Annotated in this window: 17 protein-coding genes; 7 read left to right on the top strand and 10 right to left on the bottom strand. The window is 55.3% G+C overall.

The features are described 5' to 3' along the window. Nucleotides 1-48: 48 nt before the first annotated feature. Together glcD and AC0QHF_RS18305 are read right to left on the bottom strand one after the other, a co-directional pair. Nucleotides 49-1,524, bottom strand: coding sequence for a glycolate oxidase subunit GlcD (gene glcD / locus AC0QHF_RS18310; protein WP_324705678.1), 1,476 nt, complete (start codon nucleotides 1,522-1,524; stop codon nucleotides 49-51). 183 nt (nucleotides 1,525-1,707) lie between these two features. Further along, nucleotides 1,708-2,670: a fatty acid desaturase gene (locus tag AC0QHF_RS18305; RefSeq protein WP_324705677.1), complete on the bottom strand. Its 963-nt coding sequence runs from the start codon at nucleotides 2,668-2,670 to the stop codon at nucleotides 1,708-1,710. Between the two features lie 22 nt (nucleotides 2,671-2,692). On the opposite strand from AC0QHF_RS18305, the gene AC0QHF_RS18300 reads away from it, so the two are divergent. Continuing rightward, a complete protein-coding gene (locus AC0QHF_RS18300; protein WP_324705676.1) occupies nucleotides 2,693-2,821 on the top strand; it encodes a hypothetical protein in 129 nt (42 codons plus the stop codon). Between the two features lie 235 nt (nucleotides 2,822-3,056). Here the strand turns inward: AC0QHF_RS18300 and AC0QHF_RS18295 are convergent, their stop codons facing one another. After that, the gene (locus AC0QHF_RS18295) at nucleotides 3,057-3,320 is read right to left on the bottom strand and encodes a hypothetical protein (protein ID WP_324705675.1); all 264 of its coding nucleotides are present in this window, start codon (nucleotides 3,318-3,320) and stop codon (nucleotides 3,057-3,059) included. Between the two features lie 275 nt (nucleotides 3,321-3,595). Here AC0QHF_RS18295 and thrC point away from each other — a divergent pair, with 275 nt between their 5' ends. After that, complete coding sequence (thrC, locus tag AC0QHF_RS18290) at nucleotides 3,596-4,687, top strand: threonine synthase (RefSeq protein ID WP_324705674.1); 1,092 nt, start codon at nucleotides 3,596-3,598, stop codon at nucleotides 4,685-4,687. A gap of 81 nt (nucleotides 4,688-4,768) precedes the next feature. On the opposite strand, the gene AC0QHF_RS18285 is transcribed toward thrC, so the two are convergent. Further along, complete coding sequence (locus AC0QHF_RS18285) at nucleotides 4,769-5,308, bottom strand: hypothetical protein (protein WP_324705673.1); 540 nt, start codon at nucleotides 5,306-5,308, stop codon at nucleotides 4,769-4,771. A gap of 143 nt (nucleotides 5,309-5,451) precedes the next feature. On the opposite strand from AC0QHF_RS18285, the gene AC0QHF_RS18280 reads away from it, so the two are divergent. Beyond that, nucleotides 5,452-6,747, top strand: coding sequence for a YihY/virulence factor BrkB family protein (locus AC0QHF_RS18280; protein ID WP_324705672.1), 1,296 nt, complete (start codon nucleotides 5,452-5,454; stop codon nucleotides 6,745-6,747). Here AC0QHF_RS18280 and AC0QHF_RS18275 read toward each other — a convergent pair. Beyond that, entirely contained in the window at nucleotides 6,727-7,326 is a 600-nt protein-coding gene (locus AC0QHF_RS18275) for a hypothetical protein (protein ID WP_324705671.1), read from the bottom strand. The two genes, AC0QHF_RS18280 and AC0QHF_RS18275, sit on opposite strands and share 21 nt — an antisense overlap. Before the next feature lie 576 nt (nucleotides 7,327-7,902). On the opposite strand from AC0QHF_RS18275, the gene acs reads away from it, so the two are divergent. From acs to AC0QHF_RS18260, 3 genes are all read left to right on the top strand, one after another. After that, a complete protein-coding gene (gene acs / locus AC0QHF_RS18270) occupies nucleotides 7,903-9,867 on the top strand; it encodes an acetate--CoA ligase (protein ID WP_324705670.1) in 1,965 nt (654 codons plus the stop codon). A gap of 273 nt (nucleotides 9,868-10,140) precedes the next feature. Continuing rightward, nucleotides 10,141-11,409: an L-lactate MFS transporter gene (locus AC0QHF_RS18265; RefSeq protein ID WP_324705669.1), complete on the top strand. Its 1,269-nt coding sequence runs from the start codon at nucleotides 10,141-10,143 to the stop codon at nucleotides 11,407-11,409. Between the two features lie 187 nt (nucleotides 11,410-11,596). Beyond that, a complete protein-coding gene (locus AC0QHF_RS18260; RefSeq protein WP_324705668.1) occupies nucleotides 11,597-13,489 on the top strand; it encodes a GNAT family N-acetyltransferase in 1,893 nt (630 codons plus the stop codon). 91 nt (nucleotides 13,490-13,580) lie between these two features. On the opposite strand, the gene AC0QHF_RS18255 is transcribed toward AC0QHF_RS18260, so the two are convergent. Continuing rightward, the gene (locus AC0QHF_RS18255; protein WP_324705667.1) at nucleotides 13,581-14,678 is read right to left on the bottom strand and encodes an acetoin utilization protein AcuC; all 1,098 of its coding nucleotides are present in this window, start codon (nucleotides 14,676-14,678) and stop codon (nucleotides 13,581-13,583) included. Nucleotides 14,679-15,164: 486 nt separating this feature from the next. Between AC0QHF_RS18255 and AC0QHF_RS18250 the strand changes: the two genes are divergently transcribed. After that, nucleotides 15,165-16,433 carry an L-lactate MFS transporter gene (locus AC0QHF_RS18250; protein WP_324705666.1) on the top strand — a complete coding sequence of 423 codons (1,269 nt, stop codon included), beginning with the start codon at nucleotides 15,165-15,167 and terminating at the stop codon, nucleotides 16,431-16,433. A gap of 267 nt (nucleotides 16,434-16,700) precedes the next feature. Here AC0QHF_RS18250 and AC0QHF_RS18245 read toward each other — a convergent pair whose 3' ends face one another. The 4 genes from AC0QHF_RS18245 to AC0QHF_RS18230 all read right to left on the bottom strand — a co-directional run bounded on the left by AC0QHF_RS18245 (nucleotide 16,701) and on the right by AC0QHF_RS18230 (nucleotide 19,108). After that, nucleotides 16,701-16,937: a hypothetical protein gene (locus AC0QHF_RS18245; protein WP_324705665.1), complete on the bottom strand. Its 237-nt coding sequence runs from the start codon at nucleotides 16,935-16,937 to the stop codon at nucleotides 16,701-16,703. Then, nucleotides 16,915-17,934: a hypothetical protein gene (locus tag AC0QHF_RS18240; protein ID WP_324705664.1), complete on the bottom strand. Its 1,020-nt coding sequence runs from the start codon at nucleotides 17,932-17,934 to the stop codon at nucleotides 16,915-16,917. Before AC0QHF_RS18240 ends, AC0QHF_RS18245 begins: the two co-directional genes overlap by 23 nt. A gap of 148 nt (nucleotides 17,935-18,082) precedes the next feature. After that, the gene (locus AC0QHF_RS18235; protein ID WP_324705663.1) at nucleotides 18,083-18,397 is read right to left on the bottom strand and encodes a hypothetical protein; all 315 of its coding nucleotides are present in this window, start codon (nucleotides 18,395-18,397) and stop codon (nucleotides 18,083-18,085) included. A gap of 9 nt (nucleotides 18,398-18,406) precedes the next feature. Beyond that, nucleotides 18,407-19,108, bottom strand: a complete 702-nt coding sequence (locus AC0QHF_RS18230) for a hypothetical protein (protein ID WP_324705662.1) — start codon at nucleotides 19,106-19,108, stop codon at nucleotides 18,407-18,409. Nucleotides 19,109-19,167: the final 59 nt, after the last annotated feature.

The raw sequence follows: 19,167 nt of genomic DNA, 5'->3' as shown, positions 1-19,167 counted from the left end.
TTGAAACCCCGCCCAAAGTATTTTTTATAGCCGATAGATGGCGATCGCTCAAAAAACTTCCGCCCCCTCAAACTGCTTCGCCTTTTGCAGGTTCGCGGATTCGCCGCAGGTGCGGGGCGTCGGGAACATTTTCCCCGGATTCGCCAATCCCTTGGTATTGAAAACCGATCGCACCCACTGCATGGTTTCCAAATCCGTCTCGTCAAACATCTGGTTCATGTAGCATTTTTTATCCTCCCCGATGCCGTGTTCCCCGGACAGACTGCCGCCAACTTTGACGCAAATCTTGAGGATTTCCCCGCCGATTTCCTCGACGGTTTCCAACGCCCCTTCCACAGAATTATCGTAAAGGATCAAAGGGTGCAAATTCCCGTCCCCCGCGTGGAAAACGTTGGCGATGCGGTAGCCGTATTTTTCACTCAACGCCTCGATTTCTTTCAAAACATAAGCCATCTGGGTGCGGGGAATCACCCCATCTTGGACGTAGTAATCGGGGCTGATGTGACCCGCCGCCGCGAACGCCGCCTTCCGGCCCTTCCACATTTTCAGGCGTTTTTCCGGGTCGCTGGCGGTGGTGATATTACGGGCGCCGTTTTGTTTGCACAGGTCCGCCACCCGCTGTTTATTCGTATCCACTTCCACTTGCAAACCGTCCAACTCCACCAACAAAATCGCCCCGGCATCGCGGGGATATAATCCGGTTTTCGCCACGTCTTCGACGGCGTTGATGCTGAGGTTGTCCATAATTTCCATACCGCCGGGGATGATTCCCGCCCCGATGATGTCGGACACCGACTGTCCGGCGGCTTCGATGGTGGGGAAGTCGGCGAGGAGGACGCAGATGGATTCCGGGGCCTTGAGGATTCGCAGGGTGATTTCCGTGGCGATGCCGAGGGTGCCTTCGGACCCGACGAATAACCCGGTCAGGTCGTATCCCGGCATTTCGGGGACGGAACCGCCCAAATCGACAATAGAACCCTCGGGGGTGACGACTTTTAAGCCGAGGACGTGGTTGGTGGTGACGCCGTATTTGAGGCAGTGGACGCCGCCGGAGTTTTCGGCGACGTTGCCGCCGATGGAACAGATGATCTGGCTGGAGGGGTCGGGGGCGTAGTAGAATCCGGAACCGCTGACGGTTTGCGTGACCCAGTTGTTGATGACGCCGGGTTGGACGACGACCCGCTGATTTTCGAGATCGACGTCGAGGATTTTCCGCATCAGGGCGGTGACGATGAGGACGCAATCTTCGACGGGGAGGGCGCCGCCGGAGAGTCCGGTTCCGGCGCCGCGGGCCACCCAGGGGATATGGTTGCGATCGCAGATTTTGACGGCTTCGGCGACTTCTTCGGTGGTGCGGGGGAGGACGACTAGGGCGGGGCGTTTGCGGTAGCTGGCGAGTCCGTCGCATTCGTAAACCAGCAATTCTTCTTTCCGCCGGACGACGCCGCGCCGCCCGACGACGGCTTCAAATTGTTTGATGATGGGTTTCCAGTTCCGGGTCTGGGTTCGCGGTTGAGTTGGCATGGGTCGTGCGATCGCTCTTCTTTAAGATTATGATATAGCGCTTGGGGGGGGTGTGGGGAGATCCGCAGATTTCGCAGATGATCGCAGATTTGAGAGAACAGGGCATTCTAATAAATTAAAAAGGAGGTCGGTTGTGGGATTTTCAACCGACCTCGATTCAAAAGATTGTGAAATTGAAGGGTGTCAGCGCGCGCCCGAACTTTTTTTGTATTCCGAAATGGACTGGTAGCAACGGTTTTCGTCGTACAGGTGGCAGCGATCGACGATTTCGGACATCATTCCCCAGGAAAAGTTGGATTCGGGGTAGAGGTATTCGCCCCAATTTTCCTGTAAGCTGGCGTAGGCTTTCCGCAGGTTGTACCAGGGGATGGCGCTGGAGATGTGGTGGGGGATGTGCACGTTGATATCGTGGCAGAGGAATTCCACCCAGCGGGGGTAGTTACAGTGGACGGTCCCGGTGAGTTGGGATTCGGCTTCGTGCCATGCCTCGGGTTCTTTGAACTGAATGTCGGGGGCGGTGTGGTGGACAATGGTGAAGGTGCTCATCCAGAAGTGATACACCAGCCAGGGCAGCAGCCAGAATTTGACGAATCCCCAAACGCCCAAAGTGGCGATTAAGGTGGGGAAGGCGATGGCGGCAAATGCGACGACCAACAGGGCGGAAAATCTCACTTGTTCCCGCTGTTTGCCCTGGAATTTTCGCCAGTCAAAGTGCAGGTTTGCCCAGTGGAGAATTGAGGCCATCCACCACATCCGACCCCGGACGAGGTGGTAGATCGATCGCATCACGGGGCCGAAGTTGTCGTATTCTTCTTTCCGCCAGGGTTCCCAGGCGTTATCGTCCCCCATTTTGTTGGTGTATTTGTGGTGTTGGTTGTGGCCGATACGCCAACTGTGGAAGGGATAAATGATGGGGAGGAAGCAGAGGTGACCGACCCAATCGTTGACCCACTTCTGGTTGGAAAATGAGCGGTGGCCGCAGTCGTGGCCGATGACGAAAAAGCCGGTGAGGGCGGTTCCGGTCCACACCCAAAAGATCGGGAGTAAAAATCCGGGGGCAAGTGCGATTCCCACGTAACCTAAAATGACCATCAAAACGTTGACGGCCACGGTCGTCCAAGCTTGGCGTCGATCTTGGACGAACACATCACGGGGGAGGGTATTTAAAATGTCCCTCAAGCGCAAGTCGGAGGGAATTGCGGATGAGGAGGAATCCTCGGGTTTTACAATTGATAATGTCATAGATAATGCGGCATGGGAAGCCCCCCGCCTGACGGTCGAGCTGGCTTCTGGGTAAGGTGCTTGTTAAACTTTCGAGGAACTCCGACGGCGGTCAACAGTTCCCGGAAATTTTTCAAACTTGACGGGTCAAAACTGCGCTTTCAACGGATCACTTTGGAATTGTTCTCCGGCTGCAAATGAACGGGAGATTTGCCGATTCAAGAAGGTAGAATCAGCCCGTCAAAAGCGTCGGTTTAGCCTTACCCTTTATAGCATACCGATGGAGTGGCGATCGCAAGTTTTAGATTTTTTTACGATTGCCCGAGGCGGGCAGAATTGGCCCCCGCAGGTTCCGAAAAAGCTGCGGTCATCCGCTGTTGCTTGAGGGTTTGCAACTGCAACAATAGGGTGTCCACCTCGGCTTGCAGGTGCAAAAATTTGACTTGCTGATCGACGTTGTAGGGGGACTTCATGTGGTCTCCCTTGAGAGATTGGGACGGGGACGAGTCCGATCGCGATCGCGGGGGGACTTCCGATTTTTGCGGGCGGGACAGGGTGGATGAATGAGTTGGCATCAGCAATTGACTGGATATCGAAACTGAACTCAACAAATCTTAACTTTATCGTAACCCAATGTTAAACGGTTTTGAAAAAAAACATCACAATTCACGAATTGACGTGACCCGATGTTGACAAAAGGAGTAAACTGAGTTAAGGGTTACTCTGCGCCACCGTTTCAACCGCCACCGGCTGCAACGGCACACTCAGCGATTAGCCCAGAGTTATTTACCACGAACACTCAACCAAGTCAAGCCACCCGAGCGAGACCTCACAAACTTTTAACATCGAAATGACCCTGACTGTCCCCCCAACTCAACGGAAACTGAACACCTGGCCCGGTTTGATCGAAGCTTATCGGGAATACCTTCCGGTCAGCGACGCGACCCCGGTCGTCACCCTCCAGGAAGGCAATACCCCCCTGATCCCGGTCCGGTCTGTCGCCGAACGGATCGGAAAACAGGTGCAGGTTTACGTCAAATACGACGGCCTCAACCCCACCGGATCGTTCAAAGACCGGGGAATGACAATGGCGATCTCCAAAGCCAAGGAAGAAGGGTCAAAAGCGGTGATTTGCGCGAGTACGGGCAACACCTCGGCGTCCGCCGCCGCCTACGCCCGCCGCGCCGGTTTGAAGGCCTTCGTGCTGATTCCCGAGGGGTACGTCGCCCTGGGCAAACTCGCCCAAGCCCTGGTCTACGGCGCGGAGGTTTTGGCGATCAAAGGCAACTTCGACGAGGCCCTGACCATCGTGCGGGATGTCTCGTCCCACTATCCCGTCACGCTGGTGAACTCCGTCAACCCCTACCGCCTCGAAGGCCAGAAAACCGGTGCCTTCGAGGTGGCCGATGCCCTGGGCGACGCCCCAGACTGGCTGTGCATCCCCGTGGGCAATGCGGGGAACATCACGGCCTACTGGATGGGATTTTGCCAGTACCACTCCCTGGGACGGTGCGATCGCCTGCCCCAAATGATGGGTTTCCAGGCCGCCGGGGCGTCCCCCCTGGTGAACGGCGCCCCCGTCGCCCACCCCGAAACCCTCGCCACGGCCATCCGCATCGGCAACCCCGCCAGTTGGAAAATGGCTGTAGCCGCCCAGGAAGCCAGCCAGGGCAGTTTCACCGCTGTCACCGACGAAGAGATCCTGGAGGCCTACCGGCTGCTGGCGTCCCAAGAGGGCGTCTTCTGCGAACCCGCCAGCGCCTCCTCTGTGGCCGGCCTGCTGAAAGTCAAAGACCAGGTTCCGGCCGGGGCAACGGTCGTCTGCGTGTTGACGGGTAACGGTTTGAAAGATCCGGGGGTGGCGATCGACCACTGCAACAACCCCTGCCAAGAAGGGATCGAGGCCAACCTGGAGGCCGTCGCCCGGGCGATGGGGTTTTGATAATTGATAATTGATAATTGATAATTGATAATTATCAATTGATTGTCTTCCCCGACTCCCGACTCCCGACTCCCGACTCCCTCAATTCGGCGGTAGGGGGGGGAGTTGGCTTTGGGGTTGAGATTCTGGGGAGTCCCGTTTCGGTGCCCCGGTTTTTCCGGCGCCTTGGGCTTTAGCCAGCAGGTCCATCGTGTCCCCGAGGGCGGTGGTGAGGCTGTTGCGGGTTTCGAGGTGGGCGGCTTTTTCGGTTTCCAGGGCTTCCGTGAGTTGCCGGAGCTGTTCCCGGGCGCGATCGCGCTCCAGGGTGACATCCACCACCCGGGCTCTCAATTCTTCGGCGGTGTGCAGTCCTTCCACCTCCCGCCGCGCCGTCACCCGAGTCACGATCTCGTTTTTGGGGAGTCCGAATTTTTCCTGTAGCCGTTCGAGTTCGGCTTTCAGTTGGGCGATGGTTTCCCGGTTGCGGCGGGCGTCCTCCCGACGCTGCTGGGCTTCGGTGTTGTAGCGTTCCCGCCACTGGTCCGCGCTCTCGATCGCCGTGTCGCGATCGCGCTGCAGTTGCCCCAACTCCTCCCGGAGCCGTTTGATTTCATCCAACCATTGCCTGACGTTTCCGGTCATATCAATTGGGTTCGCGATTTTTAAAATAGAAGACGGTTCAATTTCCGATTTTAGCGGTTCGATGGGTCAGTTCCCGTTTGGGTGGTGTCGCCCCCGTACTTGTTATAACGGAAAGTATCAACCCACCCCACCACAATAGGATAATGCTACTCGCCCGCCCCTTTAAATTTTTATCTCATCTCCACAGGGCGGTATTACACCACCTGTTCGACTGGCGAAATCTGGAGCGGCTGATTGAAGATGCCTCCGAAGGACTCGCCACCCTTTTATTTAATGTGCTTCGATTTTTGTGGGGGAGCGTGCAAACCCTGTTCCGGGGAGCGAAACTCGGACAGATTTTGCATCCCGAACGGCTGTACCGCCGGTTCGAGTGGGGTGCTGAAAAAGTCGCCGACGGAGTGGTTATACTTCTCAAAAGCCTGTGGTGGATCGGCCGCCAGATCAAAAAGCGAATTGTCCATTTCTTTTTATTCTTTACTTACCTGAACTGGACAACGATTCACCGCCTGGGAGTTTACGTTCTCCGGCATCGCTTGCCCGGTTTGTCGGCGGAAATGGCGTTCAATTCGACCCTGGCATTGGTGCCGGCAGTCCTGGCTGTTTTTGCGGCGATCGGTGCCTACGAATCCCTACAATCGACGCTGTTGGAAATGGCGAGTTTGTTGGGAGAAGTCGTCCCCGAAGAGGTGCAGAAACTGATCGGAACCACCCTGGATCAGGCGGGGACGGGCATGAGTTCCAAAGCGTTTTCCTTTAGTTTTATCATTTCGGTTTGGCTATTTTCCGGGGTGATCGGTTCGGCGATGGCGGCTTTGAATCAGATCCACCAAGTCCCCCCCAATCGCCGCCGGCCGTTTTGGAAAGCGAAACTGATCGCGATCGCCCTGACATTCGGCACGTTATTTTTATTAATTATGGCCTGTGCGGCGATATTTATCAGCGACGCAATGATGGAAATTTTGGCTCGCAAAAGCTGCATTTTGGAGACGGTGGGAAACTGTCCCCTCGACCAAATTAACACCTGTCTCTACAAGCCGCCCGTCCAAGATTGTCTGTTGCGATCGACCTTGCTCGACACCTGGAAGCGCCTCCGGTGGCCGATCACCCTCGGCATCGTCTCCACCAACTTCGCCCTCATTTACCGCTACGGCCCGAGTTTCCGAAAACCCAACACCCCATTAATTCCCGGTGCGATTCTCGCCGCCATTTTTTGGGCGTTAATTTCCAATTTATTTCGATGGTACGTCTATCAAACGGAATACTATAATATCTACGGGGCACTCGGCACGTTTATCGTTCTTTTGTTGTGGTTGAATATCAGTTGTTTGGTGATGCTCTTCGGCGCCCAACTGAATTTCACCGTGGGAGAAGAAATCCGCCATAAAGAGGCGTTGCTACTCGCCGAACGGGTCGAAAAATCACGCTTGGGTAATTCTTGATCGCCTTTGAATTCGCCGCCAGATTTGATAACCGTAACCCAGACAATAGAATCCGTTGACGAGTACCATCAATCCCTGTCCGACGGGCGATCGCACTTGGGAAAAGATGGAAACCGTCGCGAATAATACTAAAAGAATTTCGACGAATGCCACGATCGCGCCGTATTGTCTGGGGTTCCAGTAAGAAACGGGGCTGATCAATCGGTAATTGCTCACGGGGAAAAAATGCCGGTGTGCGTCGTCGTTGTGAACGGGAAGATCGAATAAAGAATGCAGGATCAGGCTGAGACACAATAACTGGGGAATTTGCCATTCAAATTGGAACGCGATCGCCCATCCCAAAGCCGCGATGGGGATGGAATGAAACGCGGCGACGACGGTTTGCATCGGCGGAGAATAGTAAGCCTCCGACCAAATTTGACGTTCGGGCATTTTGGCGATCACCTTCGTCCACCCGTAGAAAATAAAGATGGGAATGTCGGGTACCATTGCCCCGAAAACGATCATTAAATTTGCCTCGGGTCGCCCCGAACCGGCGAGGAGGGCGAGGTTGATGATGGCGTGGCTGGGAGTATTCATGGCGATCGAGTTTATCACACAATCCGGCGGATTTTCAATCTCCCGAATGGCAGGGCCGCAAGCCACCAGCTTTCGGGGGCTAGGTTCTGTCAAATTCCTACCCATCAGAGTTGGGGGAGTTCGGCTCCGTCCGAACCGACTCTCGCAGTGCTACAAATGCCCCTCCATTATTTCGAGTTTGACAACCAACGGTGGCACTTGATAAACTAAAATTAGGCGGTACTTTTGCGACAAATAAGATATCCCAAAAATCTTAAAAAAAATCAAGATTTTATACATTTTGTAAATCTTATCATCGGTAAGCAAATATACTTACTATCGTGTGAAATGCTTTCATATCAGACAATAGAGGGTGAATTAACCCAAAAAATTGTTGGTTTTCTTGCCCGCGTCCAATATCGGCTTGGAGTATAATATGGCTGATGACAGGGTCATGGTTTTTTAACAATTAAAATTTTTGCGAACGTTCGACCGACCGGCGGCATCGAGGCGCCGGGTTTGTCGGCCCGATTGCCGTCGCGGCCGGACGGGACTTTCCATCCATTCAATCCATTTAAAATCGGGGAGAAACTTCTGATGTCACAAGCAACCATCGAGTCGATCCTGCACGAGAAGCGGCTGTTCCATCCGTCCGAGGACTTTTCCAACCGGGCTCACATCAAGAATTTGGACGAATATCGCCAATTGTACGACCGGGCAAAAACCGACCCGGAGGGATTTTGGGAAGAACTGGCCGAGACGGAATTGCACTGGTTCAAAAAGTGGGAGCGGGTGTTGGACTGGCAGCCGCCCTTCGCTCAGTGGTTCGCGGGGGGAAAAATTAACATTTCTTACAACTGCCTCGATCGCCACCTGAACGGCGATCGCAAAGACAAACCCGCCCTGATTTGGGAGGGGGAACCGGGGGATTCTCGGATTTTCACCTACGCCGAATTGCACCGGGAAGTCTGCCAGATGGCGAACGCCATCAAAGAGTTGGGGGTGAAAAAAGGCGATCGCGTCGGGATTTATATGCCCATGATTCCGTCCGCGGCGATCGCGATGTTGGCCTGCGCCCGCATCGGCGCGCCCCACACGGTGGTATTTGGTGGCTTCAGCGCCGAGGCCCTCAAAGATCGCCTGGAAGACGCGGAAGCCAAACTGGTGATTACCGCTGACGGCGGGTGGCGAAAAGATGCGATCGTCCCCCTCAAAGATCAGGTGGATAAAGCCCTGGAAGCCGGCGCCCCCGGGGTGGAAAACGTGTTGGTCGTCAAACGCACCCAACAGGAGATCTCGATGCAACCGGGGCGGGATCACTGGTGGCACGACCTGCAAACCCGAGTCTCCGCCGACTGCCCCGCCGAAGAAATGGACAGCGAGGATATGCTGTTCATCCTCTACACCAGTGGCACCACCGGCAAACCCAAGGGCGTCGTCCACACCACGGGGGGTTACAACCTCTACACCCACGTCACCAGCAAATGGATTTTCGACCTCCGGGATGATGACGTCTACTGGTGTACCGCCGATGTGGGCTGGATCACGGGCCACAGCTATATCGTCTACGGCCCCCTGTCCAACGGCGCCACGACCCTGATGTACGAGGGCGCGCCCCGGGCGTCCAACCCGGGCTGTCTGTGGGACGTGGTGCAAAAATACGGGGTGACGATCTTTTATACCGCCCCCACCGCCATCCGCGCTTTGATGAAACTGGGGGAACAGCACCCCGACGCCCGCGACCTCTCGTCCCTGCGGCTGTTGGGCACGGTGGGCGAACCCATCAACCCCGAGGCGTGGATGTGGTATCACCGCGTCATCGGCGGCGGGAAATGCCCCATCGTCGATACCTGGTGGCAGACGGAAACCGGCGGGGTGATGATTACGCCCCTCCCCGGCGCGACGCCCACCAAACCGGGGTCTTGCACCCTGCCCTTTCCCGGCATCGTCGCCGACGTGGTGGATGCGGAGGGGGAACCCGTCACGGACGAAAGTGGCGGCTATCTGGTGGTGCGGCAGCCCTGGCCGGGAATGATGCGGACGGTGTACGGCGACCCCGATCGCTTCCGTCGCACCTATTGGGAATATTTGCGCCCGCAGGATGGGAATCCCATCTATTTTGCCGGGGACGGCGCCCGCAAAGATGAGGAGGGCTATTTTTGGGTGATGGGCCGGGTCGATGACGTGATCAACGTGGCCGGACACCGCCTGGGGACGATGGAGGTGGAGTCGGCGTTGGTATCCCACCCGGCGGTTGCCGAGGCGGCGGTGGTGGGCTGTCCCCACGAAGTTAAGGGCGAGGAGATCGTGGCTTTTGTCACGCTGAAAGAGGATCTCGACGCCAGCGAGGAGTTGGAAAATGAATTGAAGCAGCACGTCGTCAACGAGATCGGTGCCCTGGCCCGCCCGAAGGAAATTCGGTTCACGGAGGAATTGCCGAAAACCCGTTCCGGCAAGATTATGCGCCGCCTGCTGCGATCGCTCGCTTCCGGCGAGGAGATTTCCGGCGACACGTCCACGCTGCAAGATCGCGGCGTGTTGGAGAAATTGCGCGGCGGGTGAAGGGTGAAGGGTGTGGGGAGTCGGGAGTCGGGAGTCGGGAGTCGGGAATTTTAGATTTTAGATTTTAGATTTTAGATTTGTTCCCACTCCTTCGCTCCCCTGCCTCCTCCGCCCGCGTTTCTCGGCATTCGTTGAAGAGAATGAAATCGCCCTTGAATTTTGGCGGATTTTAACCATTTGCCTTTTGGATTCGTTTCGGGCAACAATACAGATGAGTTGGCCGATCGCCTCTCAGTTTTTGCATTGGTGCATTGCCGAATTTGGGTCTGCAAAATGAACGAGACTACACCTTTTAAACTCTTCGGACTGCCGCCGTCTCAAGGTCGGTGGCTGTTCGTCCCCCTGGGAATTGCGGTCATGTTGTGTTTGGGGACCGTTTATTCCTGGAGTATTTTTAGAAAGCCGTTGGAACAATTGTTTGACTTGAGCGCCACCCAAAGCCTGCTGCCGTTTACAATTTTGTTGGTGACGTTCGCCGTTTTGATGCCGATCGCCGGGTTTTACCTGCGCCGGTTCGGGGTGCGGCGGGTCGTCGCCTGTGGCGGTGTGGTGATGGGAATCGGCTACATTTTGTCGGGGTTCGCCCCCAACCTGTTCGTCCTGATTTTGGCTTACGGGATTATCGCCGGGGCTGGTGTGGGCATCGCCTACGGGGTGCCGCTGGCGGTCTGCGCGAGTTGGTTCCCCGATCGCAAAGGGTTGGCCGTGGGGCTGACGGTGGTGGGATTCGGGCTGTCTCCCCTGGTGACGGCGCCGCTGGCGACCCGCCTGATTGCGGCTTACGGGGTTTTGCCGACGTTCATCATTTTGGGGGTGGTTTTTACTGTCATTGTGGCGGCGATCGCGACCCAGTTGAAATTGGCGCCCGAGGGGTGGAATCCTTCCCAACCGAATGTTAAAAAGCCGGAATTCACGACAGCAATTTCGGAAACGCCGATGCTGCGATCGCCCTCTTTTTACGGCCTGTGGCTGTGCTACACCATCGGCACGTTCGTGGGGCTCTCGGCGATCGGGATCGGTGCCCCTGTCGGCCAGGAAATTATCAAACTCGACGCCGGGACGGCGGCGATCGCGGTTTCGATTTTCGCCATTTTTAACGGCGTCGGACGGCCGCTATTCGGGTGGCTGACCGATCGCTTGAAGCCGAAAGGGGCGGCGATGGTTTCCTACGTCGCGATCTTGATCGGCTCGATTTTGATGTTGAATGCCTCCGAAGGTCAAGTCCTGACTTACATGGTCGCCTTCGCCCTGTTTTGGATGTCGTTGGGCGGCTGGCTGGCGATCGCGCCCACGGCAACTTTGACGTTTTTTAAACCGGAAAATTACGCCCAGAATTACGGCATCGTCTTCACCGCCTACGGCGTGGGGGCGCTGCTGGGAACCCTGGTCGCCGGACGAATTCGCGACATTTTCGGCAGCTACACCTACGCTTTTTATCCGATGGCGGGGTTGGCGATCGTCGGGATTATTTTAGCTCAATTTATGTTGCGTCCGACCCGTTCAAAAGTTACCGAAACTGCCAGTCCATCCGAAAACGGATAGCCGAAAAATATCCCGCCCCCGGGGCGGGATACCGTCCCAAAGAGCGATCGCGAAAATCGTGTTTTCTGATACACCATAGAAATCGCGGGGCGTTTATGGTGGTCGCCGGGACAGTCAAAACGGTTTTCACCGATTGTCCGCCATAAACCCCCGACGAATCTGATTGAAACTGACGGATCTGGCGATTATGAACTCACCCGCTCTGAATGCCAACCTCGATCGTCTGAAAGCAGAATATCGCAAAAAGTTCGCCACCCAGGAGCAAATTTTCGGCCACATCCACCGGGGCGATCGCATCTTTATCGGGACGGGTTGTGGCGAACCGCAATATTTGGTTGACGCTTTGAGTCAATATGTCAAATCCCACCCCAAAGCCTTTTTTGATGCGGAAGTGTTCCAGGTGTGGACCCTGGGAGTCGCCCCCTACGCCGACGAAAAATTGAAAGACAATTTCCGCCATAATTCGTTTTTCGTCGGACACAATACCCGGGCATCTGTCAACCAAGGTTTGGCCGACTATACCCCAATTTTTCTATCGCAAATTCCCGGCATTTTCGAGCGGGGACTCGTCCCCATCGATGTCGCACTGATCCAGACTTCTCTACCGGATATGCACGGTTACATGAGTTTGGGAATTAGCGTCGATATCGTCAAAATGGCGACTGAAAAAGCCAAGTTGGTCATCGCCCAAGTCAATTCTCATATGCCCCGGGTTCACGGGGATGGATTCATTCACATCGAGGATGTGGACTTTATCATTCACCACGACGAACCGATTTTAGAATATGATGCCGGAGGCGACAGCGAAATTGCCGAGCGGACTGGAAAATATGTCGCCCGCCTCATCGGTGACGGGGATACGATTCAGGTGGGATACGGCAGCATCCCCAATGCCATCTTGTCGAATTTGAAGGACAAAAAAAATTTAGGTGTCCACACCGAATTGCTCTCCGATGGCATCGTCGATTTGATGAGAATCGGCGTAATTAATAACAGCAAAAAGACGATCAACCGGGGCAAAACGGTGGCGACGTTCTGCATGGGAAAAACATCGACCTACGACTTTATACACGATAATCCCGCTATCCAATTTAGAAGCGTTGACTATACGAATAATCCCCTGAATATCGCCCAGCACGATCGCATGGTTGCCATCAACAGTGCCCTGGAAATTGACCTGACGGGACAGGCGACGGCGGAATCCCTGGGGCGAGTTTTTTACAGCGGCATCGGCGGACAGGCGGACTTCATGCGGGGGGCCGTTTTGTCCCGCCACGGCAAAACGATTTTGACGCTACAGGCGACGGCGGAAAATGGGCAAGTGTCCCGCATCGTCCCCTTTTTGACGGAGGGTTCGGGGGTGACTTTGAACCGGGGAGATTTGCACTATGTCGTCACCGAATACGGCATCGCCTATTTGGCTGGAAAAAATATCCGGGAACGGGCGATGGCTCTGATCGCGATCGCCCACCCCAAGTTTCAGCCCTGGTTGATTGAGGAGGCGAAAAAACTGAATCTGATTTACAAAGATCAGGCGTTTATTTCAGGGGAAAAAGGGGCATATCCGGAAGAGTTGGAAACCTACAGAACCACGGAAACCGGGCTGGAAATTTTGCTGCGTCCCGTCAAAATCAGCGACGAACCTTTGTTGAAAGATTTCTTCTATTCCCTCTCCGACGAAAGCCTCTATCGGCGGTTCATGTCGGCCCGCAAAGATATGCCCCACGAACGGTTGCAGAAATTTGCGATCGTCGATTTTAGCCAGGAAATGATCGTTCTCGCCCTCCGCCAGGATGAACAAAAGGAAGAAATTTTGGGCTTGGGACAGTATGGAATTGACGAAACGAGTCACACGGCGGAAGCGGCGTTTGTCGTCCGCGACGAGTATCACAATCAGGGCATCGGGATGCAGTTGCTTTCTTACCTGACTTATTTGGCAAAAAAACGCGGTCTGCTGGGATTTACGGCGGAGGTTTTGTTTGAAAATAAACCGATGTTGCACCTATTTGAAAAGATGGGTTTCGAGTTGGACAAAAAGATTGAGGAAGGGGTTTACGAATTGAAAATGGCTTTTAAATAATATCGAATCCGCTTGTTTAACCGTCTCTCCCTCGCCCTCCCAGCAACCCGTGGGGGCAACCGTCTCGGGTTGCCCGTGGGGGGGACTCGAACTACAGATAATGCAAGGTTTTGACGGCTTCGACCATTTTTTCGACGCGATCGCGGAGGCGTTCTGATTCCAGTTTTGGGGGCATCATATCCCGCAGAAATTCGCCGCCGTATTTGAGTTTGTAGTTGAGGGGCAAGTGGTTGTCAAAGTTTTGGCCGGACATCGCCCCAAAAGCCAGGGTCCAAGCCCGGGGGACGACATCCAAATTGTAGCCACCGCCGCCCAATGCCAGCCAGGGTATCGACAATTCCGATAGTTTTTGATAGAGTTTTTCGTAGGCTCTCGTCGTTAGTGACAGTTCCGCCAGCGGATCGCTGTAGTGGGTATCGACCCCCAGTTGGGTGACGATGAGATCGGCTTGAAAGCGTTCTAATAAAGGCGGTACGATTTCGGAAAATGCCCACAGATAAGAGCGGTTCGTTGTCCCCGGCGGGAAGGGCAAATTGACGCTGTATCCGATGCCTTTTTCCCGGCCAATTTCGGCGATCGCCCCGGTTCCGGGAAATAGGGTGCGTCCGTCTTGGTGGAGGGAAATGGTCAGGACGCGATCGCTCTCATAAAAGGCTTGCTGCACGCCGTCCCCGTGGTGTACGTCGAGGTCGAGATAGGCGACTTTCAAGTTTTTTTCGACCAGCCATTGGATGGCGATCGCTGCATCGTTGAAAATGCAAAAACCGGAGGCAAAATTGGGGAAGCCGTGGTGCATTCCGCCGCCGTAGCTAAAGGCGATCTCGGCTTCTTTTTTCCACAGCAGTTCCGCCGCCTGCAACGCACCGCCCACCTTCAACGATTCCGCCTCTTTCATCCCCTCGAAAATCGGGTTGTCCGTCGTCCCCAAACCGAATTGTATGGCATCGGGAACGGCTTTCCCCCAACTCAATTGGTTCACCACCTCGATATAAACTGAGGTGTGAAATTGGGCGATTTCTTCGTCAGTGGCGACTCTGGGGGGAATCACCTCAATATTGGCAGCATCAAACGCCCCGTAGTCAGACAGCAACTCAAAAGTTTGCCGCAACCGTTGAGGCTTCAGGGGATGTCCGATGTCGGGTTGAACCGACCAGAGTTCGGGGGAGGAGAGAAAAATAACAGTTCCCATGACACCGGGGGCAACAGATTATTTCTCAGCGGAACTGCCTGATAAGTTTTTTAAATCATAATTTGCAGCATTTAGGGAAATAACCCATCGTCTTAAACGATGAAATAATTATAACATAAAACGAGGCGAAAAATACGAATTTAATCAAAAATTTAATTCCCGAGAGGTCATGCTGTGGGGGTTGGCGATTTATATTCAGATCCGCTTGTCGAACCGCCATCCCTGACCCCCGGTGGTGGCAACCGTCTCGGGTTGCCTGTCAGGGGGGAGTTCGATTTTTGAGTATTGAATCGGATGTGATATTGCGATCGATACGATCGCCCAATCATTTATCAAGATTTGCTCATATTTGAGAGCGATCGGGATCTTTTAAGGATTAACTGAGGAGGCAAAATATTTGACAAGACTCAACCAATTCGCTAATAGTTATGAAAAAGATTGCCTCGTACATCCAAGGTCGTCGCATTGCCACATGGGGTCTCAAAAATGAACGAAACCACACCATTTAAACTGTTCGGACTGCCCCCGTCTCGCGGGAGGTGGCTGTTTATCCCTCTGGGAATTACGATCATGCTGTGTTTGGGAACGGTTTATTCCTGGAGTATTTTTAGGAAGCCACTAGAAGAGTTGTTCGATCTGAATGCCACCCAAAGTTTATTGCCATTCACATTTTTGTTGGTGATGTACGCCGTCGGGATGCCCATTACCGGGTTTTATCTGCATCGCTTCGGCGTTCGGCGGGTCGCAACTTTCGGGGGTGCGGTGATGGGAATCGGCTACATTTTGTCGGGATTTGCCGTCAATTTGCCGATGTTGATTTTAACTTACGGAGTCATCGCCGGGGCGGGGGTGGGCATCGCCTACGGGGTGCCGCTGGCGGTCTGTGCGAAGTGGTTTCCGGACCGCAAAGGATTAGCCGTGGGGTTGACGGTGATCGGGTTCGGTTTATCTCCTTTAATTACGGCACCGCTGGCAACTTACCTGCTTTCGATTTACGGAGTTTTAACCACTTTCATTATTTTAGGAGTTCTTTTTACCGTCATTGTGGCGATCCTCGCCACTCAATTGAAATGGCCCCCCGAGGGGTGGACGCCTCCGATACCGAATGCAAACGCGCCCGAATTGGCGAGGGCATATGCGGAGACGCCGATGCTGCGATCGCGCTCATTTTACGGCCTGTGGCTGTGCTACGTTATCGGCACATTTGTCGGACTTTCTGCGATCGGAATCGGTTCCCCGGTCGGCCAAGAAATTATTCAACTCGAACCCGAAACGGCGGCGATCGCGGTTTCTATCTTCGCCATTTTTAACGGCCTCGGACGGCCGTTATTCGGGTGGCTGACCGACCGATTGAAGCCGAAAGGGGCGGCATTTGTCTCCTACATTTTAATCCTGATCGGCTCGATTTTAATGTTGAACGCCTCCGAAGGTCAAGTCCTCACTTACATGGTCGCCTTCGCCCTATTTTGGATGTCTCTGGGGGGCTGGCTGGCGATCGCGCCCACGACAACATTGACATTTTTCAACCCGGACAATTACGCCCAAAATTACGGCTTGGTATTCACCGCCTACGGCACCGGGGCATTACTGGGAACCCTCGTCGCCGGACAAATTCGCGACATTTTCGGCAGCTACACCTACGCCTTTTATCCGATGGCGGGGTTGGCGATCGTCGGGATTATCATCGCCCAATTTATGTTGCGTCCAGCCCGTCCCAAAGTTCCCGAAACTTTGAGTCAATCCGAAAGCGGATAATCGAAAATATCCCGTCCCGGGACGGAAAAATTGGGACAGGGGCGGGATAGCAGGATCATTATCAGCTCCGCTTATTTGACCGGATTTGCCGGGGAATATTCCTCGAACTCCCACCGCATCGGACAGGCGTGGGAGATTTCTAATACGCGATCGATTTTTGGAAAATTCAACCACAGAGGCACAGAGAACACGGAGAGTTTTTTTGTCATTCAAAAAAGTGGGGAGGGAGATGCTCCCACTGGATTGAGATGCGCCCTGATTCTGAGCTTAGAAGATGAAATTTTCGGGATTTTCTAACTCCTCGGGAGTGACATTTTCCACCATCAGCAGCGGTTGCAGTCCGCTGCCGCCGTCCGGGCCGTCGCGATCGATTTCCACCATCGTGCCGGCGTCCATTTCCGCCAGAACAACGATGCCGTCGGCGATCGCATCCTCCCCGGACAGAGAACCGCCGCCCAAAGCCTCCAAGTCCGCCGCCACGTCACCTTGGGCGACAAATTGCACCCGGGTGATTTCCGTGGCCCGTTCCTCCAGGGACAGATCCCCCGCGGCGATGGCATCGATTCGCCGGTTGCCCTCGGCGATGATGGTGGCGGCAGTCTCGGCCGTTTCGCCCAAATCCGCCGCGACTGCCTCCAAAACTGCCCGCAATTGGTTCGGATCGGCTAGATCCACGGAACCGGACCCGATCCGGCCCGCGATCGCTCAAAAAGAACCCGTCCAGAACCCGGAACGCCTCGGAGGCGGCAAAATCGTTATTTGCCCACTGGGTCAGGCCGGAGGTATCGTAGCCGAATCCGTCGAACCCTTCCAAGACATAAGAACCGCGCTCGATGACGATATTTTCCCCCTCCTGCAATTGTGCCGCCAATTGGATCACTTCGTCGATCGCCACCACCGCATCGAAAAAGGCCGTGTTGAAACTTCCCACCCCGCTCAATTCCAATTCCCCTTGGGTGAGGTCGCGGGCGGTGACGATGCGGTTGACGACGGTGTTGCGGAACCGTTCGATAAAGGCGGGGGCGAAGTCGTCGATTTCCCCCACAATCGGCAGGGCGATCGCGTGCAGTTCCCGTTCCAGAACCTCTTGCAGCCGGTCGAAGGCGACTCCCAAACCCTCGGCGGTGGTGCGGGGGTCGAAACTGCGATCGCGGATATTGGCGGTGAAGTCGCGGATTTCGATGCCCTCGTAGTCGGCATCGGCGCTGGCGGCGGCGTGGGTTATAAAACTGGAATGAACGTCTTCCACAATCCCATCGTCCACCGCAGACACCGTGATCGCGTCATTGACCGGATTGACAAATACATTCGCCCCGAATTCCCCCTCCGGAATTAATACCGTCCCCGATAGCGGCCTGTAGTCCGCCACCGGTTGGGCCTCCCCGTCCAGGCTGTAGGCCACTTCCACGCCCCCCGCCGGGGCCCGATCGCTCAAAAACAGGCTGAAAATGCCCGGAATCGCGCTCTGTTCGCTGCCGTCGCCGCCGGAGGCCACCGTCACCGTCGGCCTGTCGTCGTCGGCAATTTGGACGGCAATTTCGGCGATCGCGATCCCGTCGTAGTCGGCATCGGCACTGTCGGCGGCGTGGGTGATGAAGTCGATGCGGTATTGTCGGCCGCGATCGCGTAATTTTCCCCCGCTTCCAGGGTCAATTCGACGGTTTCCTCCCCTTCCGCCAAAAAATCACGGTTTCATCGGGGTCGATAAATACGTCGTCGAAGGTGGCGACCTCGATGGTGCCCCGGTTCGCCCCGGCGGGAATCAAAATATTGCCCGTCAGGGGTTCGTCATCGTCTCCGGGTGTCGCCGTCCTCTCCACTTCGTAATCCACCACCAGTCCCCCGGCGGGGGCGGGTTGTGTCAGCGTCAGATCGAAGGTTCCGGGAATTTCCCCCTCTTCCTGGGGGGTCACACCCGGCGCGATCGCGACCAGGGGCTCGTTGTCGGCGATCGGGGTTGTCACACTGCGGGTTCAAAAAGTCGTCCGATAATTGCGGCCCGAATTGAGGGTGACGATAACCGTTTCGTCGGGATCGTAAATCGTATCGTCGAGCACCCCCAGATCGAGGATCGCCGAAGTCTGACCCGCCGGGATCGCGATCGTACCGCCGAAGAGGGCGTGATCTTGGCCGGGAGTCGCCGTCCCGCCCACACTATAATTGACCTCGATATCCACGGGGAAGGAATTGGACAAATTGACGACAAACTGACCCGATCCGGGCCGACTTTCTTGGAGAGTTTGGCGGGGTGCGATCGTGGCCAGGGGAATGGTGAGATTGCCCAAAGTTCCGGAAACATCGCGATCGCCGTTAAAGGCAATATTGCTGTTGAAACTCAATCCCGTCCCCGCCGCCGTCGCCCCACCGAGGACAAAAATCGCCCCGCCGCCACCCTGGGCACCGCCGCCGTTGGCGGTGGCAAAGTTGTTGTTGAAACGGCTGTCAATTAAAGCCAAATTGCCGCCGGAGTTGACGAAAATCGCGCCGCCCAAACCCGCACCATTGCCACCGTCGCCGCCGATACCGCCGTTGCCGGGACTGTTGCCCGAAAACGTCGATCGCCCGTCCGTTCCGGACGCCCCCGACTGACCGAACCCGCCGAATACACCGGGAAAACCGGGCGATCGGCCCACACCGCCGTCACCCGTAGAACCCAAGCAGTATCGATCCCCCATTATCCCCCTTGCCAAGGGGGAGTTTGAGAAATTCTCCCCCCTTACAAAGGGGGGCTGGG

This window comes from Lyngbya sp. CCY1209 (genome assembly GCF_055795065.1).
The sequence above is the reverse complement of the archived record's forward strand: the minus strand, read 5'-3'. Positions and strand labels throughout refer to the sequence as shown.

What these genes read in the sequence shown, in the direction of transcription:
- AC0QHF_RS18280 (WP_324705672.1), top strand. Translation starts at nt 5,452, where the DNA reads ATGCTACTCGCCCGCCCCTTTAAATTTTTATCTCATCTCCACAGGGCG.
- AC0QHF_RS18260 (WP_324705668.1), top strand. Translation starts at nt 11,597, where the DNA reads ATGAACTCACCCGCTCTGAATGCCAACCTCGATCGTCTGAAAGCAGAA.
- acs (WP_324705670.1), top strand. Translation starts at nt 7,903, where the DNA reads ATGTCACAAGCAACCATCGAGTCGATCCTGCACGAGAAGCGGCTGTTC.
- thrC (WP_324705674.1), top strand. Translation starts at nt 3,596, where the DNA reads ATGACCCTGACTGTCCCCCCAACTCAACGGAAACTGAACACCTGGCCC.
- AC0QHF_RS18275 (WP_324705671.1), bottom strand. Translation starts at nt 7,326, where the DNA reads ATGAATACTCCCAGCCACGCCATCATCAACCTCGCCCTCCTCGCCGGT.
- AC0QHF_RS18295 (WP_324705675.1), bottom strand. Translation starts at nt 3,320, where the DNA reads ATGCCAACTCATTCATCCACCCTGTCCCGCCCGCAAAAATCGGAAGTC.
- AC0QHF_RS18300 (WP_324705676.1), top strand. Translation starts at nt 2,693, where the DNA reads ATGTCCCTCAAGCGCAAGTCGGAGGGAATTGCGGATGAGGAGGAATCC.
- AC0QHF_RS18250 (WP_324705666.1), top strand. Translation starts at nt 15,165, where the DNA reads ATGAACGAAACCACACCATTTAAACTGTTCGGACTGCCCCCGTCTCGC.
- AC0QHF_RS18255 (WP_324705667.1), bottom strand. Translation starts at nt 14,678, where the DNA reads ATGGGAACTGTTATTTTTCTCTCCTCCCCCGAACTCTGGTCGGTTCAA.
- AC0QHF_RS18230 (WP_324705662.1), bottom strand. Translation starts at nt 19,108, where the DNA reads ATGGGGGATCGATACTGCTTGGGTTCTACGGGTGACGGCGGTGTGGGC.
- AC0QHF_RS18265 (WP_324705669.1), top strand. Translation starts at nt 10,141, where the DNA reads ATGAACGAGACTACACCTTTTAAACTCTTCGGACTGCCGCCGTCTCAA.
- glcD (WP_324705678.1), bottom strand. Translation starts at nt 1,524, where the DNA reads ATGCCAACTCAACCGCGAACCCAGACCCGGAACTGGAAACCCATCATC.
- AC0QHF_RS18285 (WP_324705673.1), bottom strand. Translation starts at nt 5,308, where the DNA reads ATGACCGGAAACGTCAGGCAATGGTTGGATGAAATCAAACGGCTCCGG.